Raw genomic sequence first — 15,263 nt, forward strand, 5'->3', positions numbered from 1 at the left:
TTCTGCATCGTCGCCGGCGGCTATGACCGGAAGATCTGTCCGCCGTCGACGTTGAAGATCTGCCCGGTGATCCAGGACGCCTCGTCGGACAGCAGGAACAGGCACATGCCGACGAGATCCTCCGGCTGCCCCATCCGCGACAACGGAATTCCCTTGACGATGTCGGCGACCATCTCCTGCGGCGTGGTGCTGCGGTTGGCCTCGGTGTCGATCGGACCCGGCGCGATCGCATTGATGCGAATGTTCTGGCCGCCGAGCTCAGTGGCCAGTTGCTGCGTCAGGCCGTTGACACCGACCTTGGCCAGGCCGTAGAAGTTCGAATAGAGCCATGCTGCAGTGGAGGATTGGTTGATGATCGCCCCGCCGCCCCGCTTGGCCATCTTCTTGTACACCGCGCGGGTACACCACAGCGCGCCGTCGAGGTTCACGCTCATGAACTTCTTGTAATACTCGGGGTCGACGGTGATAAGAAAGTCGAGCTTCATGCCACCGAAGATCGCGGCGTTGTTGACCAAGTAGTCGATGCCGCCGAATTCGGCCAGGGTACGATCCGCCATCTCCTTGGCGGACACCGGGTCTGACACATCAACGGGCAACGCGAGCGCCGTGCCGCCCTCACCTTTGATACCGTCGGCCACCTTCTCGGCACCCTGCAGGTTGATGTCGGCGACGACGACCGCTGCCCCTTCTCGGGCCAACGCTTCCGCATACGCCTGGCCGATGCCGCCACCCGATCCGGTGACGATGGCGACTTTGTTTTCGAACCGCATGCTTGCTGACTCCTCTGGCTAGACAGCTGTCGCAATGGTTTTGGTTTCCAGGTATTCCTCGAAGCCGGCCAGGCCCATCTCGCGGCCGTTGCCGGACTGCTTGTAGCCACCGAAGGGCAGATCGGCGGAGTACCAGACACCGCCGTTGACGTTGATCGTGCCTGCTCGGATCCGCGCGGCGACTCCGGCCGCCCGATTCGGGTCGGTACCGAACACCGTGCCCGACAAGCCATATGGCGAGTCGTTCGCGATGCGCACCGCGTCGTCGTCGCCGTCGTAGGGGATCACCGTCAGCACGGGACCGAAGATCTCTTCTTGCGCGCAGCGCGCATCATTGCCCAGGCCGGCGATCACGGTCGGCTCGATGAAGAACCCGACGTCACGGTCGGCCGGCCGGCCTCCGCCGCAGGCGAACGTCCCGCCCTCGGCGATGGCCGAGTCGAGGTAGCCCTGAATCCGGTCGCGTTGGCGCGCCGAAATCACCGGGCCGCAGATGGTTCCGGCATCGGTAGGGTCGCCGGCCTTGATGCCGCCCACGGTTGCCGCCGCGATCGACACGGCTTCGTCGTATTTCGCCCTCGGCACCAGCAACCGGGTGGTGATGGCGCAGCCCTGCCCGGCGTGCATGCACACCGAGAAACCGGCCACGCTCACCGCGCCGCCCAGGTCGGCATCGTCGAGCACGATGAACGCGGACTTGCCGCCGAGTTCCAGGAAGACCCTCTTGATGGTCGCGGCGCCGTCGGCCATGACAGCCCGACCGGTGGCTGTGGAGCCGGTGAACGAGACCATGTCGACCCGTGGGTCCTTGGCCAACAACGCACCGACGGCGTGGTCACTCGACGTGACGATGTTGACAACGCCGGCCGGAAAATCGGTGTGCTCGGTGATGAGCTCGCCGAGCACCGCTGCAGCCCAGGGGGTGTCGGGTGCGGGCTTGAGCACGACGGTGTTTCCCGCGGCGAGTGCCGGCCCGATCTTGGCCAGGTTGATCTGGTGGGGAAAGTTCCACGGCGTGATCGCGCCGACGACTCCGACGGCCTCGCGGGCAATGGTGCGGCGGGTGGGGATGCCCATCGGCTTCGCCTCACCGAGATCCTGTGTGTACTGGTAGGACTCGGCAGTGTCCGCCGCGAACGACAGATCGTTCACCGGGACTTCGAGCTGCGCGATACCGGTGAGCATCCGGGGGGCGCCGACTTCGGCGATGGTCAGGTCGCGCAGCTCCTCGAGGTGCTGCTGCATGGCCTGCTGCAACTGGCGCACGCAGCGGACCCGCAGCTCGGTGTTGCGTGACCAGTTCGTGTCGTCGAAGGCGCGCCGGGCGGCCTCGATGGCGCGGTCCATGTCATCGATGCCGGCGTCGGCCGCGGCGCCCAGCACTTCTTCGGTGGCCGGGTTGATCGTGGGGAAGGTGCCCTGACTACCACTCGTCAGCTTGCCGTCAATGAGCAGTGAGCTCACCCCGTCGGCTAGCAAAGCCATCGTCGCCTCCGCAGCTGTTCTTCAATGGACAGTTGTCCGGAATAGTTCAGTCGAAGATAGCCTCACGCCCTCCGGAAAGGCAAGGGAGCCCCAATCGTGTGAACCGTATACCAGTCTTTAGCTGCTAGTTAACCGAATAGACTTGCCCGCTGACCGTCACGTCGGATAGCTTGGACAAGTGTCCAGCGACCCAGTGGTCACCATCACACCCGGTGCCGGCGTGCCGGTCGGTGACGTGCCGCGCAACCGGCGCCAGGAAGAGACCTTTCGCAAGGTGCTGTCGGCGGGAGTCGAGGTCTTGCGGGAGACGTCGTATGCCGACCTGACCGTGCGGGCGGTCGCGGCCCGCGCCAAGGTCGCGCCGGCGACGGCCTACACCTACTTCTCCTCCAAAAATCATCTGATCGCCGAGGTCTACCTCGACCTGGTCCGCCGGGTGCCGTTCTTCACCGACGTGAACGAGCCGATGCCGACCCGGGTCGACAAGGCCCTGCGCGCACTCGCCCTGGTCGTCGCCGACGAACCCGAAGTGGCGGCCGCATGCACCACCGCGTTGCTCGGCGGCGGTGGCGACCCAGCCGTGCGTGCCGTGCGCGACCGGATCGGCGCCGAGATCCACCGGCGCATCACCTCAGCCATCGGACCCGACTCCGAGCCACGCATCGTGTCGGTGCTCGAGATGACGTTCTTCGGCGCGCTGGTCAACGCCGCCAGCGGCGCCTACACCTACCACCAGATCGCCGACCATCTCGCCTACGCGGTCGGACTCATCCTCAAGACGGAAGCCTGATGACCGCTCAGATCGACAAGCCGTTACTCGACCCCTACGACTACGACTTCCACGAGGATCCGTATCCGTACTACCGGCGACTCCGCGACGAGGCGCCGCTGTATCGCAATGAGGAACTCGGCTTCTGGGCGCTGTCCCGGCATCACGATGTCCATCAGGGGTTCCGCAACAGCACCACGCTGTCCAACAAATACGGCGTCTCGCTGGACCCGGCGTCGCGCGGGCCGCACGCGTCCAAAACCATGTCGTTTCTCGCCATGGACGACCCGGCGCACCTGCGGCTGCGAACCTTGGTGTCAAAAGGCTTCACGCCCAGGCGTATTCGTGAGCTCGAGCCGCGTGTCACCGAGATCGCGATTCAGCACCTCGACACCATGCTGGAGAAGGCCGCCTCCGGTGTGGCGGTCGACTATGTCGACGAGTTCGCCGGCAAGCTCCCGATGGACGTCATCTCCGAGTTGATGGGTGTTCCGGATGCGGACCGCGTTCAGGTGCGGGCCTGGGCCGACGGCGTGATGCACCGCGAGGAAGGCGTCACCGACGTGCCGCCGGAAGCCATCGAGGCGTCGCTGAACCTGATCGTCTACTACCAGGCGATGGTGGCCGAGCGGCGCAAGGAGCTGACCGACGATCTCACCTCGGCCCTGCTCGAAGCCGAGATCGACGGCGACCGGCTGACCGACGACGAGATCCTCGGCTTCATGTTCCTGATGGTGATCGCGGGTAACGAGACCACCACGAAACTGCTTGCCAACGCTGCATTTTGGGGTCACCGGAATCCGGATCAACTGACGCCGGTCTACGACGATCTGTCGCGGGTGCCGCTGTGGGTGGAGGAGACCCTGCGCTACGACACCTCCAGCCAGATCCTGGCCCGCTCGGTGGCCGGCGAGCTCACCCTCTACGACACCACCATTCCCGACGGTGACGTTCTGTTGCTGCTTCCCGGATCGGGTCACCGCGACGAACGTGTCTTCGACAGACCCGACGACTTCGTCATCGGGCGCGACATCGGTTCCAAGCTGCTGAGTTTCGGCAGCGGTGCGCACTTCTGCCTCGGCGCGCACCTGGCCCGAATGGAAGCCAGAGTCGCCCTCACCGAATTGTTCACTCGCATCCGCGGTTACGAAGTCGACGAGGCCAACTCGGTCCGCGTCCACTCCAGCAACGTCCGCGGCTTCGCCCACCTACCCATGACCGTGGAGGTCCGCTGAATGCCCCGTTTTGAACCACTGCCCGAACGCCGGCCGGCAATCGTGGCAGGCGCATCCTCCGGCATCGGCGAAGCCACCGCCATCGAGCTCGCGGCCCACGGCTTCCCGGTCGCTCTTGGCGCCCGCCGAGTCGAGAAGCTCGACGACATCGTCGGCAAGATCAACGCCGACGGCGGTGAGGCGGTCGGCTTCCACCTCGACGTGACCGACCCCAACTCGGTGAAATCCTTTGTCGCCCAGTCGGTCGATGCCCTTGGTGATATCGAGGTTCTGGTTGCCGGCGCCGGCGACACCTACTTCGGAAAGCTCGCCGAAATCACGACCGACGAGTTCGAATCACAGCTGCAGATCCACCTCGTCGGCGCCAACCGACTGGCCGCCGCCGTGCTGCCCGGGATGATCGAGCGGCAGCGGGGTGACCTGATCTTCGTCGGCTCCGACGTGGCGCTGCGCCAGCGTCCCCACATGGGCGCCTACGGCGCGGCGAAGGCCGCCCTGCTGGCGATGGTCAACAACTTCCAGATGGAACTCGAGGGCACCGGTGTACGCGCATCGATCGTGCACCCCGGCCCGACCAAGACCTCGATGGGCTGGAGCCTGCCCGCCGAGAAGATCGGCCCGGCACTTGAAGATTGGGCCAAATGGGGCCAGGCCCGCCATGACTACTTCCTGCGCGCGGCGGATCTGGGACGCGCCATCACCTTTGTCGCCGAGACACCACGCGGCGGCTTCATCGCCAACATGGAACTACAGCCCGAGGCTCCGTTGGCAGACACCAAGGAACGTCAGAAGCTCGCCCTCGGCGAAGAAGGGATGCCAGGCCAATGACCTCAACCACGCTCGTGCCCCGGGTTTCCGGCGGCGAGGAGGAACACGGCCACCTCGAGGAATTCCGCACCGACCCTATCGGTTTGATGCAGCGGATCCGCGAAGAATGCGGCGACGTCGGCTGGTTCCAGCTCGTCGACAAGCACGTCATCCTGCTGTCCGGTGCCGAAGCCAACGAGTTCTTCTTCCGCTCCGCCGACGAGGATCTGGACCAGGCCGCGGCATATCCGTTCATGGCGCCGATCTTCGGCCAGGGCGTGGTGTTCGACGCGAGCCCCGAACGGCGCAAGGAGATGCTGCACAACTCCGCGCTGCGCGGTGAGCAGATGAAAGGCCATGCGGCCACCATCGAAGATCAGGTCAGGGGGATGATCGCCGACTGGGGTGACGAGGGCGAGATCGAGCTCCTCGACTTCTTCTCCGAGTTGACCATCTACACCTCGACGGCCTGCCTGATCGGCGTGAAGTTCCGCAACCAGCTCGACCACCGGTTCGCCGAGTACTACCACGAGTTGGAGCGCGGCACCGATCCGCTGTGCTACGTCGATCCGCACCTGCCGATCGAGAGCTTCCGGCGCCGCGACGAGGCGCGGGTGAAATTGGTTGCGCTGGTTCAGGAAATCATGAACCAGCGGGTCGCCAACCCGCCGGCCGACAAGTCCGACCGTGACATGCTCGACGTGCTGGTGTCGATCAAAGACGAGGAAGGCGCCCCGCGCTTCTCGGCAGACGAGGTCACCGGCATGTTCATCTCGCTGATGTTCGCCGGCCACCACACCAGCTCCGGCACGTCAGCGTGGACGCTGATCGAGTTGATCCGCCACACCGACGTCTACGCCGAGGTGGTCGCCGAACTCGAAGAGTTGTACGCCGACGGCCAAGAGGTGAGTTTCCATGCGCTGCGGTCGATTCCGAAGTTGGACAACGTGGTCAAGGAGACGCTGCGGCTGCACCCGCCGCTGATCATCTTGATGCGGGTCGCCAAGGGTGAGTTCGAGGTCGCCGGCTTCCCGATCCACGACGGCGACTTCGTCGCCGCATCTCCGGCGATCTCCAACCGGATTCCGGAGGACTTCCCGGATCCCGATGCGTTCAAGCCGGACCGCTACAACAAGCCCGAGCAGGCCGACACCGTCAACCGATGGACCTGGATTCCGTTCGGCGCGGGCCGGCATCGTTGCGTGGGAGCGGCTTTCGCGCAGATGCAGATCAAAGCGATCTTCTCGGTGCTGTTGCGGGAATACGATTTCGAGATGGCGCAGCCCGCCGACAGCTACCACAACGACCACTCCAAGATGGTCGTTCAGCTGGCGAGCCCGGCCAAGGTCCGCTACCGCCGGCGCCAGGTGTAAGGCGTCCGATGGGTTTTCGCGTCGAAGTCGATCTGGATCTGTGCCAGGGCCATGCGATGTGCGAACTGGAGGCACCCGACTACTTCCAGGTGCCCAAACGCGGCAAGGTCGAGATCCTAGATCCCGAACCCGGTGATGACGCCCGCGAAGAAATTGAGCGGGCCGTCGATATGTGCCCCACTCAAGCCCTTTTGATCAAAGAAGATTAAGGAGACGGCTCACCATGTCCAAGACCGCACACTCACGCGAAAAGCTCGAAGCCTGGGTCGACAGCTGGCTGCAGGCCAACAAGGACTGCGAGAAGGCCGGCGACTGGCGACCGCTCGGCGACTTCTACGCTCCCGAGGCCACCTACGGCTGGAACATCGGACCCAAGGAAGACGTGATGTGCGTCGGGGTCGACGAGATCCGCGACATCGCGCTGGGCCTGGAGATGGAGGGCCTGGAGAACTGGGTGTACGAGTACCAGAAGGTCCTCATCGACGAGAAGCAGGGCGAGATCGTCGGCTTTTGGAAGCAGATCGTCAACAAGACCGACGGAAGCCGGGACGAGATCTACGGCATCGGCGGCAGCTGGTTCCGGTTGAATGACGACGCGCTTATCGAATGGCAACGCGACTTTTTCGACTTCGGCCACGTCGCGAAGATGTTCGGCAACCTGATCGAGTCCGGCGACCTCAGCGACGGCATGCAGAAACGGATCGAACGCAGCGTTGCCGGCGAGAAGTTGCCTGGTTATTACCCGCTGGGTCAGGCACCGGCACCCATCTGGTGACGTGCGCGTGACCGGGGTCACCCGCTGACCTACACTCAACCAAGCGGTTGCTTGCGTGGAGCTGGGCCGTTCTCAACCGACGTTTCAACGACGAAAGCAGGTTCACGATGAAGACCAAAGGCGCGCTGATCTGGGAGTTCAATCAGCCCTGGTCGATCGAGGAAATCGAGATCGGCGACCCGCAGAAGGATGAAGTCAAAATCCAGATGGAAGCGGCGGGCATGTGCCACTCCGACCATCACCTGGTGACCGGCGGCATCCCGATGGGTGGCTTCCCGGTCCTCGGTGGTCACGAGGGCGCCGGCATCGTGACCGAGGTGGGCCCAGGCGTCGAGGACGTCGCCGTCGGCGACCACGTCGTGCTGTCGTTCATCCCGTCGTGCGGCCACTGTCCGACCTGTCAGGCCGGCATGCGCAACCTGTGCGACCTGGGCGCCGGACTGCTCAACGGTGCCGCGGTATCCGACGGCACCTTCCGGATCCAGGCTCAGGGCAAAGACGTCTTCCCGATGACCCTGCTGGGCACGTTCTCGCCCTGGATGGTCGTGCACAAGAGTTCCGTGGTGAAGATCGACCCGACGGTGCCCTTCGAGGTCGCCGCCCTAGTCGGCTGCGGTGTCACCACCGGCTACGGCTCGGCGGTTCGGACCGCTGACATCCGCCCGGGCCAAGACGTCGCGATCGTCGGCGTCGGTGGTGTCGGCATGGCGGCGCTGCAGGGCGCGGTCGCGGCCGGCGCGCGCTACATCTTCGCGATCGACCCGGTCGAGTGGAAGCGCGACCAGGCTCTGAAGTTCGGCGCCACCCACGTCTACCCCGACATCTTCGCCGCCATGGGCGGGATCATGGAGGTGACCTACGGACTGATGGCGCACAAGGTGATCGTCACTGTCGGCGAGCTGCACGGCGCCGACGTCGACAACTACCTGATCCTGACCCAGAAGGGCGGCACCTGCGTGCTGACCGCCATCGGCAGCCTGGTGGACAACAACGTCAGCCTGAACCTGGCGATGCTGACCCTGATGCAGAAGAACCTGCAGGGCACCATCTTTGGTGGCGGTAACCCGCAGTACGACATCCCGCAGCTGCTGGCGATGTACAAGGCCGGCAAGCTGAACCTCGACGACATGATCACCCGCCAGTACAAGCTGGAGCAGATCAACGACGGTTACAAGGACATGTTGGAGGGCAAGAACATTCGCGGCGTCATCCGCTTCACCGACGCCGACCGGTAACCGCCGTGTCCGCCGAAACCGCCGAAAAGTCGCCCGCGCTGGCCGCTTCCCAATCGTCGTGGCGCTGCGTTCAGGCCCACGACCGGGAGGGCTGGCTGGCCCTGATGGCCGACGACGTGGTGGTCGAAGACCCAATCGGCAAATCCGTCACCAACCCCGAGGGCACCGGCGTGCGGGGCAAGGACGGCATCGCGGAGTTCTACGACACCAACATCGCTGCCAACAATCTGACCATCACGTGCGAGGAAACGTTTCCGTCCAGCGACCCCAGGGAAGTCGCGCACATCTTGGTGCTGGACAGCAAGTTCGACAACGGAATCACCAGTAGCGTGCGGGGCGTGTTCACCTACCGCGTCAACGACGCGGGTCTGATCGCCAACATGCGCGGCTACTGGAACCTCGACATGATGAAGTTCGGCCAGCAGGAGTGAGCTCACTGCTCGCCGGCCGCGGCGCGGTCGTGGTCGGCGGGTCACGGGGCATCGGCGCCGCTGTCGCGATGTTGCTCGCCCAGCACGGCGCCGGGGTCGTGGTCAACGGCCGCGATGCCGAGGCGGCCCGCACCACCGCAGAGGCCATCACTGCCGCGGGGGGCGTCGCAGTGGCCCACCCTGGCTCGCCGTCGGATCGGCGAGCCGCGGAATCGTTGGTGGACAACTGCATTGACGAGTTCGGTGGAATCCACGCCCTGATCAACTGCGCCGGCATCGCCGAACCACCGGGCTCGTCGATCCTCAACATCGACGAGACGCAATTCGCCGACCTGATGGACGCCCACCTCGGCACGGTGTTCGCGACGTGCCGGGCGGCCGCACCGAGGATGACTGCGCAAGGCGGCGGCAGCATCGTCAACAGCAGCTCGTTCGCATTTCTCGGCGACTACGGCGGCACCGGATATCCGGCCGGAAAGGGCGCGGTCAACAGCCTCACCCTGGCGATCGCCGCCGAATTGAAGGAGCACCGGGTGCGCGCCAACGTGGTGTGCCCCGGCGCCAGGACGCGGTTGTCCACCGGGCCGGACTACGTTGCGCACATCACCGCCTTGAACCGCCGAGGGCTGCTGGACGACGTCTCCATGCACGGATCGCTCGATGTCGCGGCACCGGACTACGCCGCGCCCGCCTACGTCTATCTCGCCAGCGACCTCTCGGCGCATCTCACCGGCGAAATACTGGCTGCCGCAGGCGGTTTCATAGGCCGGTTCCCGAAGTCCACGGCAAATCTGGTCGGCTACCGCGATCATCACGACTCACCGCCCTGGACCGTGGACGAGGTCTCGGCGATGTTCGCCGATGGAGCCGTCTGACGAGTTCCGCCCGGCTCATATGCTGGAGCAATGTCGACTATCTTCACCAAGATCATCAACGGCGAACTGCCCGGCCGGTTCGTGTACGAGGACGACGAGGTCGTCGCCTTCCTGACCATCGAGCCGATGACTCAGGGACACACGCTGGTGGTGCCGCGGGCAGAGATCGACCAGTGGCAGAACATCGACCGCGCGGCGTTCGCCAAGGTCATGTCGGTCGCTCAGTTGATCGGCAAAGCGGTCACCAAGGCTTTCGACGCCGACCGCGCCGGGGTGATCATCGCCGGTCTAGAGGTGCCGCACCTGCATGTCCACGTCTTCCCGGCAAAGAGCCTCAGCGACTTCGGGTTCGCCAATGTCGACCGCAACCCATCCCCGGAATCACTCGACGAGGCGCAGTCGAAAATCACACAGGCGCTGGTGGACTTGACCACGGGCTGATCATTGCCCGTCGCGGTGCGCGGGCCGGCGCCGGCTAGGTCCTGCCCGCGGCGACCGCGGCAGGTACTTCCGCGACCCGCGGCAGGCTGACGAAGAATCGGCAGCCCTGCCCCGGCGCCGTGGTGACGTTCACTGTCCCACCGTGCGCCTGCACCAGCGAGTCCACGATCGACAGCCCCAGACCGGTGCCGCCGCTGCTCCGGGTCCGCGAGGAGTCGGTGCGGTAGAAGCGTTCGAAGACCCGCAGCGCGTCCTCCTTACTCATCCCGGGACCTTGGTCGACGACCTCGAGAACGGCGTCGTCACCGATGGTGCCTACCCGCACGGTGATCTCGGCGGTGTCCGGTGTGTGCTGCAAAGCGTTGGTCATCAGATTGCCGACCACCTGGCGCAGCCGGGCCTCGTCGCCGAGCACCTGCGGGGTGCCGGGACCATCCATCACGTCAATGGCGATCACCCGGCCGGGCGAGACCGCTTTCGCGTCATGCACGGCGTCGGTAGCCAGCGCCAGCAGGTCCACCCGCTTGCGCTCGATCGGCCGTTGGGCGTCGAGCCGGGCCAGCAACAGCAGGTCGTCGATGAGCAGGCCCATCCGGCGCGACTCGCTCTCGATCCGCGACATCACCATCTCCATGTCGCGCGCGGCGCCCTGGCGGTACAACTCCGCGAAGCCGCGCATGGTGGTCAACGGGGTCCGCAGTTCGTGGCTGGCGTCGGTGATGAATCGGCGCATGCGATCTTCAGAGTTGACCGCCTTCTGCGCCGACGCCTCCGATGCGGCGACAGCCCGCTGGATCTGGGCGAGCATGCCATTGAGCGCCGCTGAGAGCCGACCGACTTCGGTACGCGAATCACGTTCGGGCACACGACGATCCAGCTGGCCCGCGGCAATCGCCGCCGCGGTCTGTTCCACTTCCATCAACGGACGCAGACTCCGGGTCACGACCCACGATCCGACGAGGCCGAGCACCAGCAGCACCGCTACCCCGATGCCGAGCTGCAACCAGGCCAACGACCGGACGATGTGCTGGATCTCGGACAGGTCGTAGGCGACGGTGACCAGTCGGTTGGGCCCGCGCATGGACACCACCCGCCATTGCACCCCGGAGTTGTCCACCGACCCGACCGTCGTCGGGTCAGGGCCGACATCGTTGCTGGCCGGCAGCACGGGTTCGGCATGCCGATCGTTGATGATCGTCCGGCCGCGCCCGTCCGAGGTGAGGCTGCGCACGTAGAAATTCGACGGCGGGCGATCGAGGTTGGCATCGTGCGGCACCTTCAGCGCGCCCTTCGGCGCCTGCGCCCAACCGCGCGACGCCTCCTCCAGTGTCTGGTCGGCCCGCTGGATCAAGTGCTGGCGCAGGATCGAGGTCACCGCAATGCCGGATGCGGTCAGACCGCAGGCGACCAAGAGCAGGGTGGCGGCCACCAGCGCGACGCGCAGTGGCAACTCGATGCGGAAATGACGTGCCATGCGATTAGCGAGGCTCCCGCAGCACGTAGCCGACACCGCGCAGGGTGTGCAGCAACCTCTTCTCGCCGGTGTCGATCTTGCGGCGCAGATAAGACACGTAGGACTCGACCACGTTGACGTCGCCGCCGAAGTCGTAGCGCCACACGTGATCCAGGATCTTCGGCTTGCTCAGCACGGTGCCGGCGTTGATGACGAAATAACGCAGCAGGGTGAACTCCGTCGGCGACAACGAGACCGCTTCTCCGGCTTTCCACACTTCGTGAGTGTCCTCGTCGATTTCGATATCGGCGAAGGTCAGGCGGGCGTTGCGAGTATCGGCCACACCTTTTCCGGTGCGCCGCAGGATGACTCGCAACCGGGCGACCACCTCTTCCAGGCTGAACGGCTTCGTGACGTAGTCGTCGCCACCGAGGGTGAGACCGGCGATCTTGTCCTGCAACGAGTCTCGAGCGGTGAGAAAAAGTGCGGGGGCGTCGATACCATCGGCGCGCAGCCGGCGGAGCACACCGAAACCGTCCATGCCGGGCATCATCACGTCGAGGATCACGGCGTCCGGTTTGATGTCGCGCGCCAGATCCAGAGCCGACGCCCCATCGGTGGCGGTGTGGACTTCGAAGCCCTGGAATTTGAGGCTGACCGACAGGAGCTCGACGATGTTGTCCTCGTCGTCGACGACTAGGACACGTGCTTCCGGTGCTGCTTCTTGCATCGCTGCTGACATGACGTCAATTTCCCCTCATGTAGCTGAAGAATGGCTGCAAACCGGCTGTGCCCAAGCTGAGAATTCGTTGTAAGCCTGATCACGGCCAACGACCACGGGATTCAGTGCCGGCTGAATACACTCGGGGGATGAATCTCGGCAAGAGTCTGATGAGCCTCGCCACCGCGCCTGTGCGGGTCGGACTTGCCGCCGCCGATGCCGGCGTGGGCATTGCGACCACCGCGCTCGGCGTGGCCCACCGCACCGTGGGCGACACCGGAACCACGGGCGGGGGCAACCAGTTCGCGCACCTGCTCGGTATCGACGATGCGATGGCCCGGGCCAATCGGCTGGCCCGCCTGCTGGACGACGATGCGCCGCTCGGACGGGCGATTGCCACCGACGGGCCGATCGATCGTCTGCTGCGCCCCGGCGGCGTGGTCGACATGCTGACGGCGGACGGCGGACTACTCGACCGGTTGACCGCCGAAGGTGGCGGGCTGGAGCGGGCGCTGAAGCCCGGCGGACTGGTCGATCAGTTGACCGCCAACGACGGGCTGATCGACCGTGTACTCGCCGAAGACGGGCTGGCGGATCGCCTGCTGTCCGAGGGCGGTCTGATCGACAAGCTGACCGCCCGCAATGGACCGCTCGAGCAACTGGCCGACGTCGCCGACACGCTCGCTCGCCTCGCGCCCGGGATGGAAGCCCTCGAACCGGCGATCGCGACGCTGCAGGATGCGGTGATGTCGCTGACCTTGGTGGTCAACCCGCTGAGCAACATCGCCGACCGGATTCCGCTGCCCGGCCGCCGCCCGCGGCGGGCCGGGGCCGCGCGGACAGTGCGTTCGCAGCGGGTGATCGACCACGAGGACTCGGCTCACAACGAGTGACCCGTTAGTCGGGAGCTGTCAGTAGGACTTGCCCTGCGCGTACCGCTGCCGCCGGTAGTAGCGACCGCTCCCGCGATTCCTAGCCTTGTACGTCGGTAACTGGCTGTCACAGTTGGGACAAATGAGACGTAAATTCTCGCGACGGTTGTTGCCCGCGTTTCCGTCGATATGGTCGACGATCAAAGCCAGGGGCACACCATTCCACTCGTTCTTGATGCCGCAGATCGAGCAGCAACCGCGTTGCTGGTCGTAGAGATAATCCCGGACGTAGTGGCCTTGATACGACATGCGGCCACAGATTCCACTCTCGAGCCACGCGTCCAGGAGCAGGCGTCGACGGAGTGCTTGTTGGCATGCGTTGCTGCAGAACACCCTTACTCGGCCGCCCGCCACGACAATTCCGCAACCGAGGCAGCGCGTCGACATGCGATGACGCTATTCGTCGGTACCGACACAGTGGAGCCGCGTGAGAGACTCGAACTCTCGACCCTCGCTTTACAAGAGCGATGCTCTACCAACTGAGCTAACGCGGCGGCGCTCGGCTTGACGAGCCAGGGCAATTCTACGATGGGGTGACGCCGCCGCTGCTGGCTGCTCGCGGAAACCGCTCGAGGTCCGAATCGGAAGCTCAAGAGGAGTGCTCATGATCTACCGCCGTCTCGCCTGGGCGCTGTGCACGGTGCTGGCGGCCTCCGCTGTCACGATCCCGGCTCACGCCGATCCACCGGTGCCACCGGGTCAACCGGTGAAGTGCGTGTCCAACACCAAGAAGGGCAAGCAGGTCCTGATTCCCTGCGATCTGCTCAACGCCGGCGCCAACTTCCCGTTTGGTTACCGTTGCCCGCCGCCGCTCGAGCAGTACACCCAGGATGTGCAGGATTGGTGTGGCGTGGGGCCCGGCCTCGGAGCCACGCCGCCGGGCGCCGAACAGCCGCCGGCAGCCACTGGTCCGACCAGTCCTACCAGCCCGACGAGCCCGACCAGCCCGACGAAGCCGGTGACTCCCGCGCCCGCCGGACCGTCAAACCCGACCCCGTCGTCGGGCACGGGTACCGATCACCTGAATCCGGGCGGCCCGCGATAGCTTTACAGAACGCCCGCTCTTTGTAACGATGCAGCGGTGAGCAACGTCGTGCCGGCCCTTGGTCTGGCGACACATTTGGCCCGCGGCGTCCAGCGGGTCGCAACAGATGCCGTCGTCGGTCGACTGCGCTCGCTGCCGCGATCGATCCACCAGCTCGACGCCCGGTCCCTCTCCGCGATCATGGGCCGCCGGGTCGACACGGTGTCCGTCATCGGTGGCGACGCCGGCACCTCATCGCGCGCCCGATTGGCACTGACCGGCGACGGGGTTCCGGAGTCGGTGTTCGTCAAGATGCCCGCCGAGACGATCGCCACCCGGCTGATGGGCGAGCTCGGCCGGCTCGCCCGCACCGAGGTGATGTTCTACCGCGAGCTCGCGCCAAAACTCAGCGGCCTGCCCGCGTCATACGGCTCGGCCTTCGACCCCCTGACCGGTCGCTACGTCCTGGTGCTGGAAGACCTCGCCGTCGATCCCTGCGTTTTTCCCGACACGCTGCATCCGCTCGACAAGGACCAGGCGGCCGGGATCGTCGAACTACTGGCGACATTGCACGCGAAGTTCTGGGATCGCCTGCCTGCCAGCGGAAGTCGGTGGTTGTACTCCGCGTCCGGCGATCACACCTCGTTGCTGACCGCGCCACTGCTCAACACCTCGGCGCGTCGGATGGCCGCCAGAACAGACATCGAGGTCGAAGACGGCCGCTTCATCATCGACAACTACCGGAGCGTCGCGAAACTGATTGACGGGCAACCGAACACCGTGATGCACGGCGACGCACACCCGGGCAATGTCTACTTCCGCAACGGTTCAGCCGGGCTGCTCGACTGGCAGGCGGTGCGGCGTGGCCACCCCGGCCGCGAACTGTCCTACACACTGGTCACGGGTATGGCCACCGCCGATCGGCGATCCAGCGAAC

At 65.3% G+C, this 15,263-nt stretch carries 18 protein-coding genes and 1 tRNA gene; 13 read left to right on the top strand and 6 right to left on the bottom strand.

Annotation, left to right across the window (positions count from 1 at the left end):
• Nucleotides 1-20: 20 nt before the first annotated feature.
• Together CYU59_RS08105 and CYU59_RS08110 are read right to left on the bottom strand one after the other, a co-directional pair.
• Nucleotides 21-770, bottom strand: a complete 750-nt coding sequence (locus tag CYU59_RS08105) for an SDR family oxidoreductase (RefSeq protein WP_292981462.1) — start codon at nt 768-770, stop codon at nt 21-23.
• Nucleotides 771-788: 18 nt separating this feature from the next.
• Nucleotides 789-2,255: an aldehyde dehydrogenase gene (locus tag CYU59_RS08110; RefSeq protein WP_292981465.1), complete on the bottom strand. Its 1,467-nt coding sequence runs from the start codon at nt 2,253-2,255 to the stop codon at nt 789-791.
• Between the two features lie 178 nt (nt 2,256-2,433).
• Here CYU59_RS08110 and CYU59_RS08115 point away from each other — a divergent pair, with 178 nt between their 5' ends.
• The 10 genes from CYU59_RS08115 (at nt 2,434) to CYU59_RS08160 (ending at nt 10,196) form a co-directional block, all read left to right on the top strand.
• Nucleotides 2,434-3,045: a TetR/AcrR family transcriptional regulator gene (locus tag CYU59_RS08115; protein WP_292981467.1), complete on the top strand. Its 612-nt coding sequence runs from the start codon at nt 2,434-2,436 to the stop codon at nt 3,043-3,045.
• Nucleotides 3,045-4,259 (top strand): cytochrome P450, encoded by a 1,215-nt coding sequence (locus CYU59_RS08120; RefSeq protein ID WP_292981470.1) that lies wholly within the window; start codon nt 3,045-3,047, stop codon nt 4,257-4,259. Before CYU59_RS08115 ends, CYU59_RS08120 begins: the two co-directional genes overlap by 1 nt.
• The gene (locus CYU59_RS08125) at nt 4,260-5,087 is read left to right on the top strand and encodes an SDR family oxidoreductase (RefSeq protein ID WP_292981472.1); all 828 of its coding nucleotides are present in this window, start codon (nt 4,260-4,262) and stop codon (nt 5,085-5,087) included.
• Entirely contained in the window at nt 5,084-6,439 is a 1,356-nt protein-coding gene (locus CYU59_RS08130; RefSeq protein ID WP_292981474.1) for a cytochrome P450, read from the top strand. Before CYU59_RS08125 ends, CYU59_RS08130 begins: the two co-directional genes overlap by 4 nt.
• Nucleotides 6,440-6,447: 8 nt before the next feature.
• The gene (locus CYU59_RS08135) at nt 6,448-6,648 is read left to right on the top strand and encodes a ferredoxin (RefSeq protein WP_292981477.1); all 201 of its coding nucleotides are present in this window, start codon (nt 6,448-6,450) and stop codon (nt 6,646-6,648) included.
• Between the two features lie 14 nt (nt 6,649-6,662).
• Nucleotides 6,663-7,214, top strand: a complete 552-nt coding sequence (locus CYU59_RS08140; protein WP_292981479.1) for a nuclear transport factor 2 family protein — start codon at nt 6,663-6,665, stop codon at nt 7,212-7,214.
• A 107-nt stretch (nt 7,215-7,321) separates the two neighbouring features.
• Nucleotides 7,322-8,449 (top strand): NDMA-dependent alcohol dehydrogenase, encoded by a 1,128-nt coding sequence (locus CYU59_RS08145; RefSeq protein ID WP_292981482.1) that lies wholly within the window; start codon nt 7,322-7,324, stop codon nt 8,447-8,449.
• A gap of 5 nt (nt 8,450-8,454) precedes the next feature.
• On the top strand, nt 8,455-8,880 hold the full coding sequence (locus tag CYU59_RS08150; protein ID WP_292981485.1) for a ketosteroid isomerase family protein: 426 nt from the start codon (nt 8,455-8,457) through the stop codon (nt 8,878-8,880).
• Nucleotides 8,877-9,755 carry an SDR family NAD(P)-dependent oxidoreductase gene (locus tag CYU59_RS08155; protein ID WP_292981487.1) on the top strand — a complete coding sequence of 293 codons (879 nt, stop codon included), beginning with the start codon at nt 8,877-8,879 and terminating at the stop codon, nt 9,753-9,755. The genes CYU59_RS08150 and CYU59_RS08155 overlap by 4 nt, the downstream gene beginning before the upstream one ends.
• 30 nt (nt 9,756-9,785) lie before the next feature.
• Nucleotides 9,786-10,196, top strand: coding sequence for an HIT family protein (locus tag CYU59_RS08160; protein WP_292981489.1), 411 nt, complete (start codon nt 9,786-9,788; stop codon nt 10,194-10,196).
• Nucleotides 10,197-10,230: 34 nt separating this feature from the next.
• Here the strand turns inward: CYU59_RS08160 and CYU59_RS08165 are convergent, their stop codons facing one another.
• Both CYU59_RS08165 and CYU59_RS08170 read right to left on the bottom strand, forming a co-directional pair.
• A complete protein-coding gene (locus CYU59_RS08165) occupies nt 10,231-11,670 on the bottom strand; it encodes a HAMP domain-containing sensor histidine kinase (protein ID WP_292981491.1) in 1,440 nt (479 codons plus the stop codon).
• A 4-nt stretch (nt 11,671-11,674) separates the two neighbouring features.
• Nucleotides 11,675-12,391: a response regulator transcription factor gene (locus tag CYU59_RS08170; protein WP_292981493.1), complete on the bottom strand. Its 717-nt coding sequence runs from the start codon at nt 12,389-12,391 to the stop codon at nt 11,675-11,677.
• A 128-nt stretch (nt 12,392-12,519) separates the two neighbouring features.
• Here CYU59_RS08170 and CYU59_RS08175 point away from each other — a divergent pair, with 128 nt between their 5' ends.
• Nucleotides 12,520-13,263: a hypothetical protein gene (locus CYU59_RS08175; RefSeq protein ID WP_292981495.1), complete on the top strand. Its 744-nt coding sequence runs from the start codon at nt 12,520-12,522 to the stop codon at nt 13,261-13,263.
• 18 nt (nt 13,264-13,281) lie between these two features.
• Here the strand turns inward: CYU59_RS08175 and CYU59_RS08180 are convergent, their stop codons facing one another.
• Nucleotides 13,282-13,689, bottom strand: coding sequence for an HNH endonuclease (locus CYU59_RS08180; protein ID WP_292981498.1), 408 nt, complete (start codon nt 13,687-13,689; stop codon nt 13,282-13,284).
• Between the two features lie 31 nt (nt 13,690-13,720).
• Nucleotides 13,721-13,796, bottom strand: a tRNA-Thr gene (locus tag CYU59_RS08185).
• Nucleotides 13,797-13,906: 110 nt separating this feature from the next.
• On the opposite strand from CYU59_RS08185, the gene CYU59_RS08190 reads away from it, so the two are divergent.
• Together CYU59_RS08190 and CYU59_RS08195 are read left to right on the top strand one after the other, a co-directional pair.
• Nucleotides 13,907-14,347 carry a hypothetical protein gene (locus CYU59_RS08190; RefSeq protein ID WP_292981501.1) on the top strand — a complete coding sequence of 147 codons (441 nt, stop codon included), beginning with the start codon at nt 13,907-13,909 and terminating at the stop codon, nt 14,345-14,347.
• A gap of 36 nt (nt 14,348-14,383) precedes the next feature.
• A partial coding sequence (locus tag CYU59_RS08195; protein ID WP_292981504.1) for a phosphotransferase occupies nt 14,384-15,263 on the top strand: 880 nt, incomplete at its 3' end.

Source organism: Mycobacterium sp. (genome assembly GCF_002863225.1).
Lineage (GTDB): Bacteria > Actinomycetota > Actinomycetes > Mycobacteriales > Mycobacteriaceae > Mycobacterium.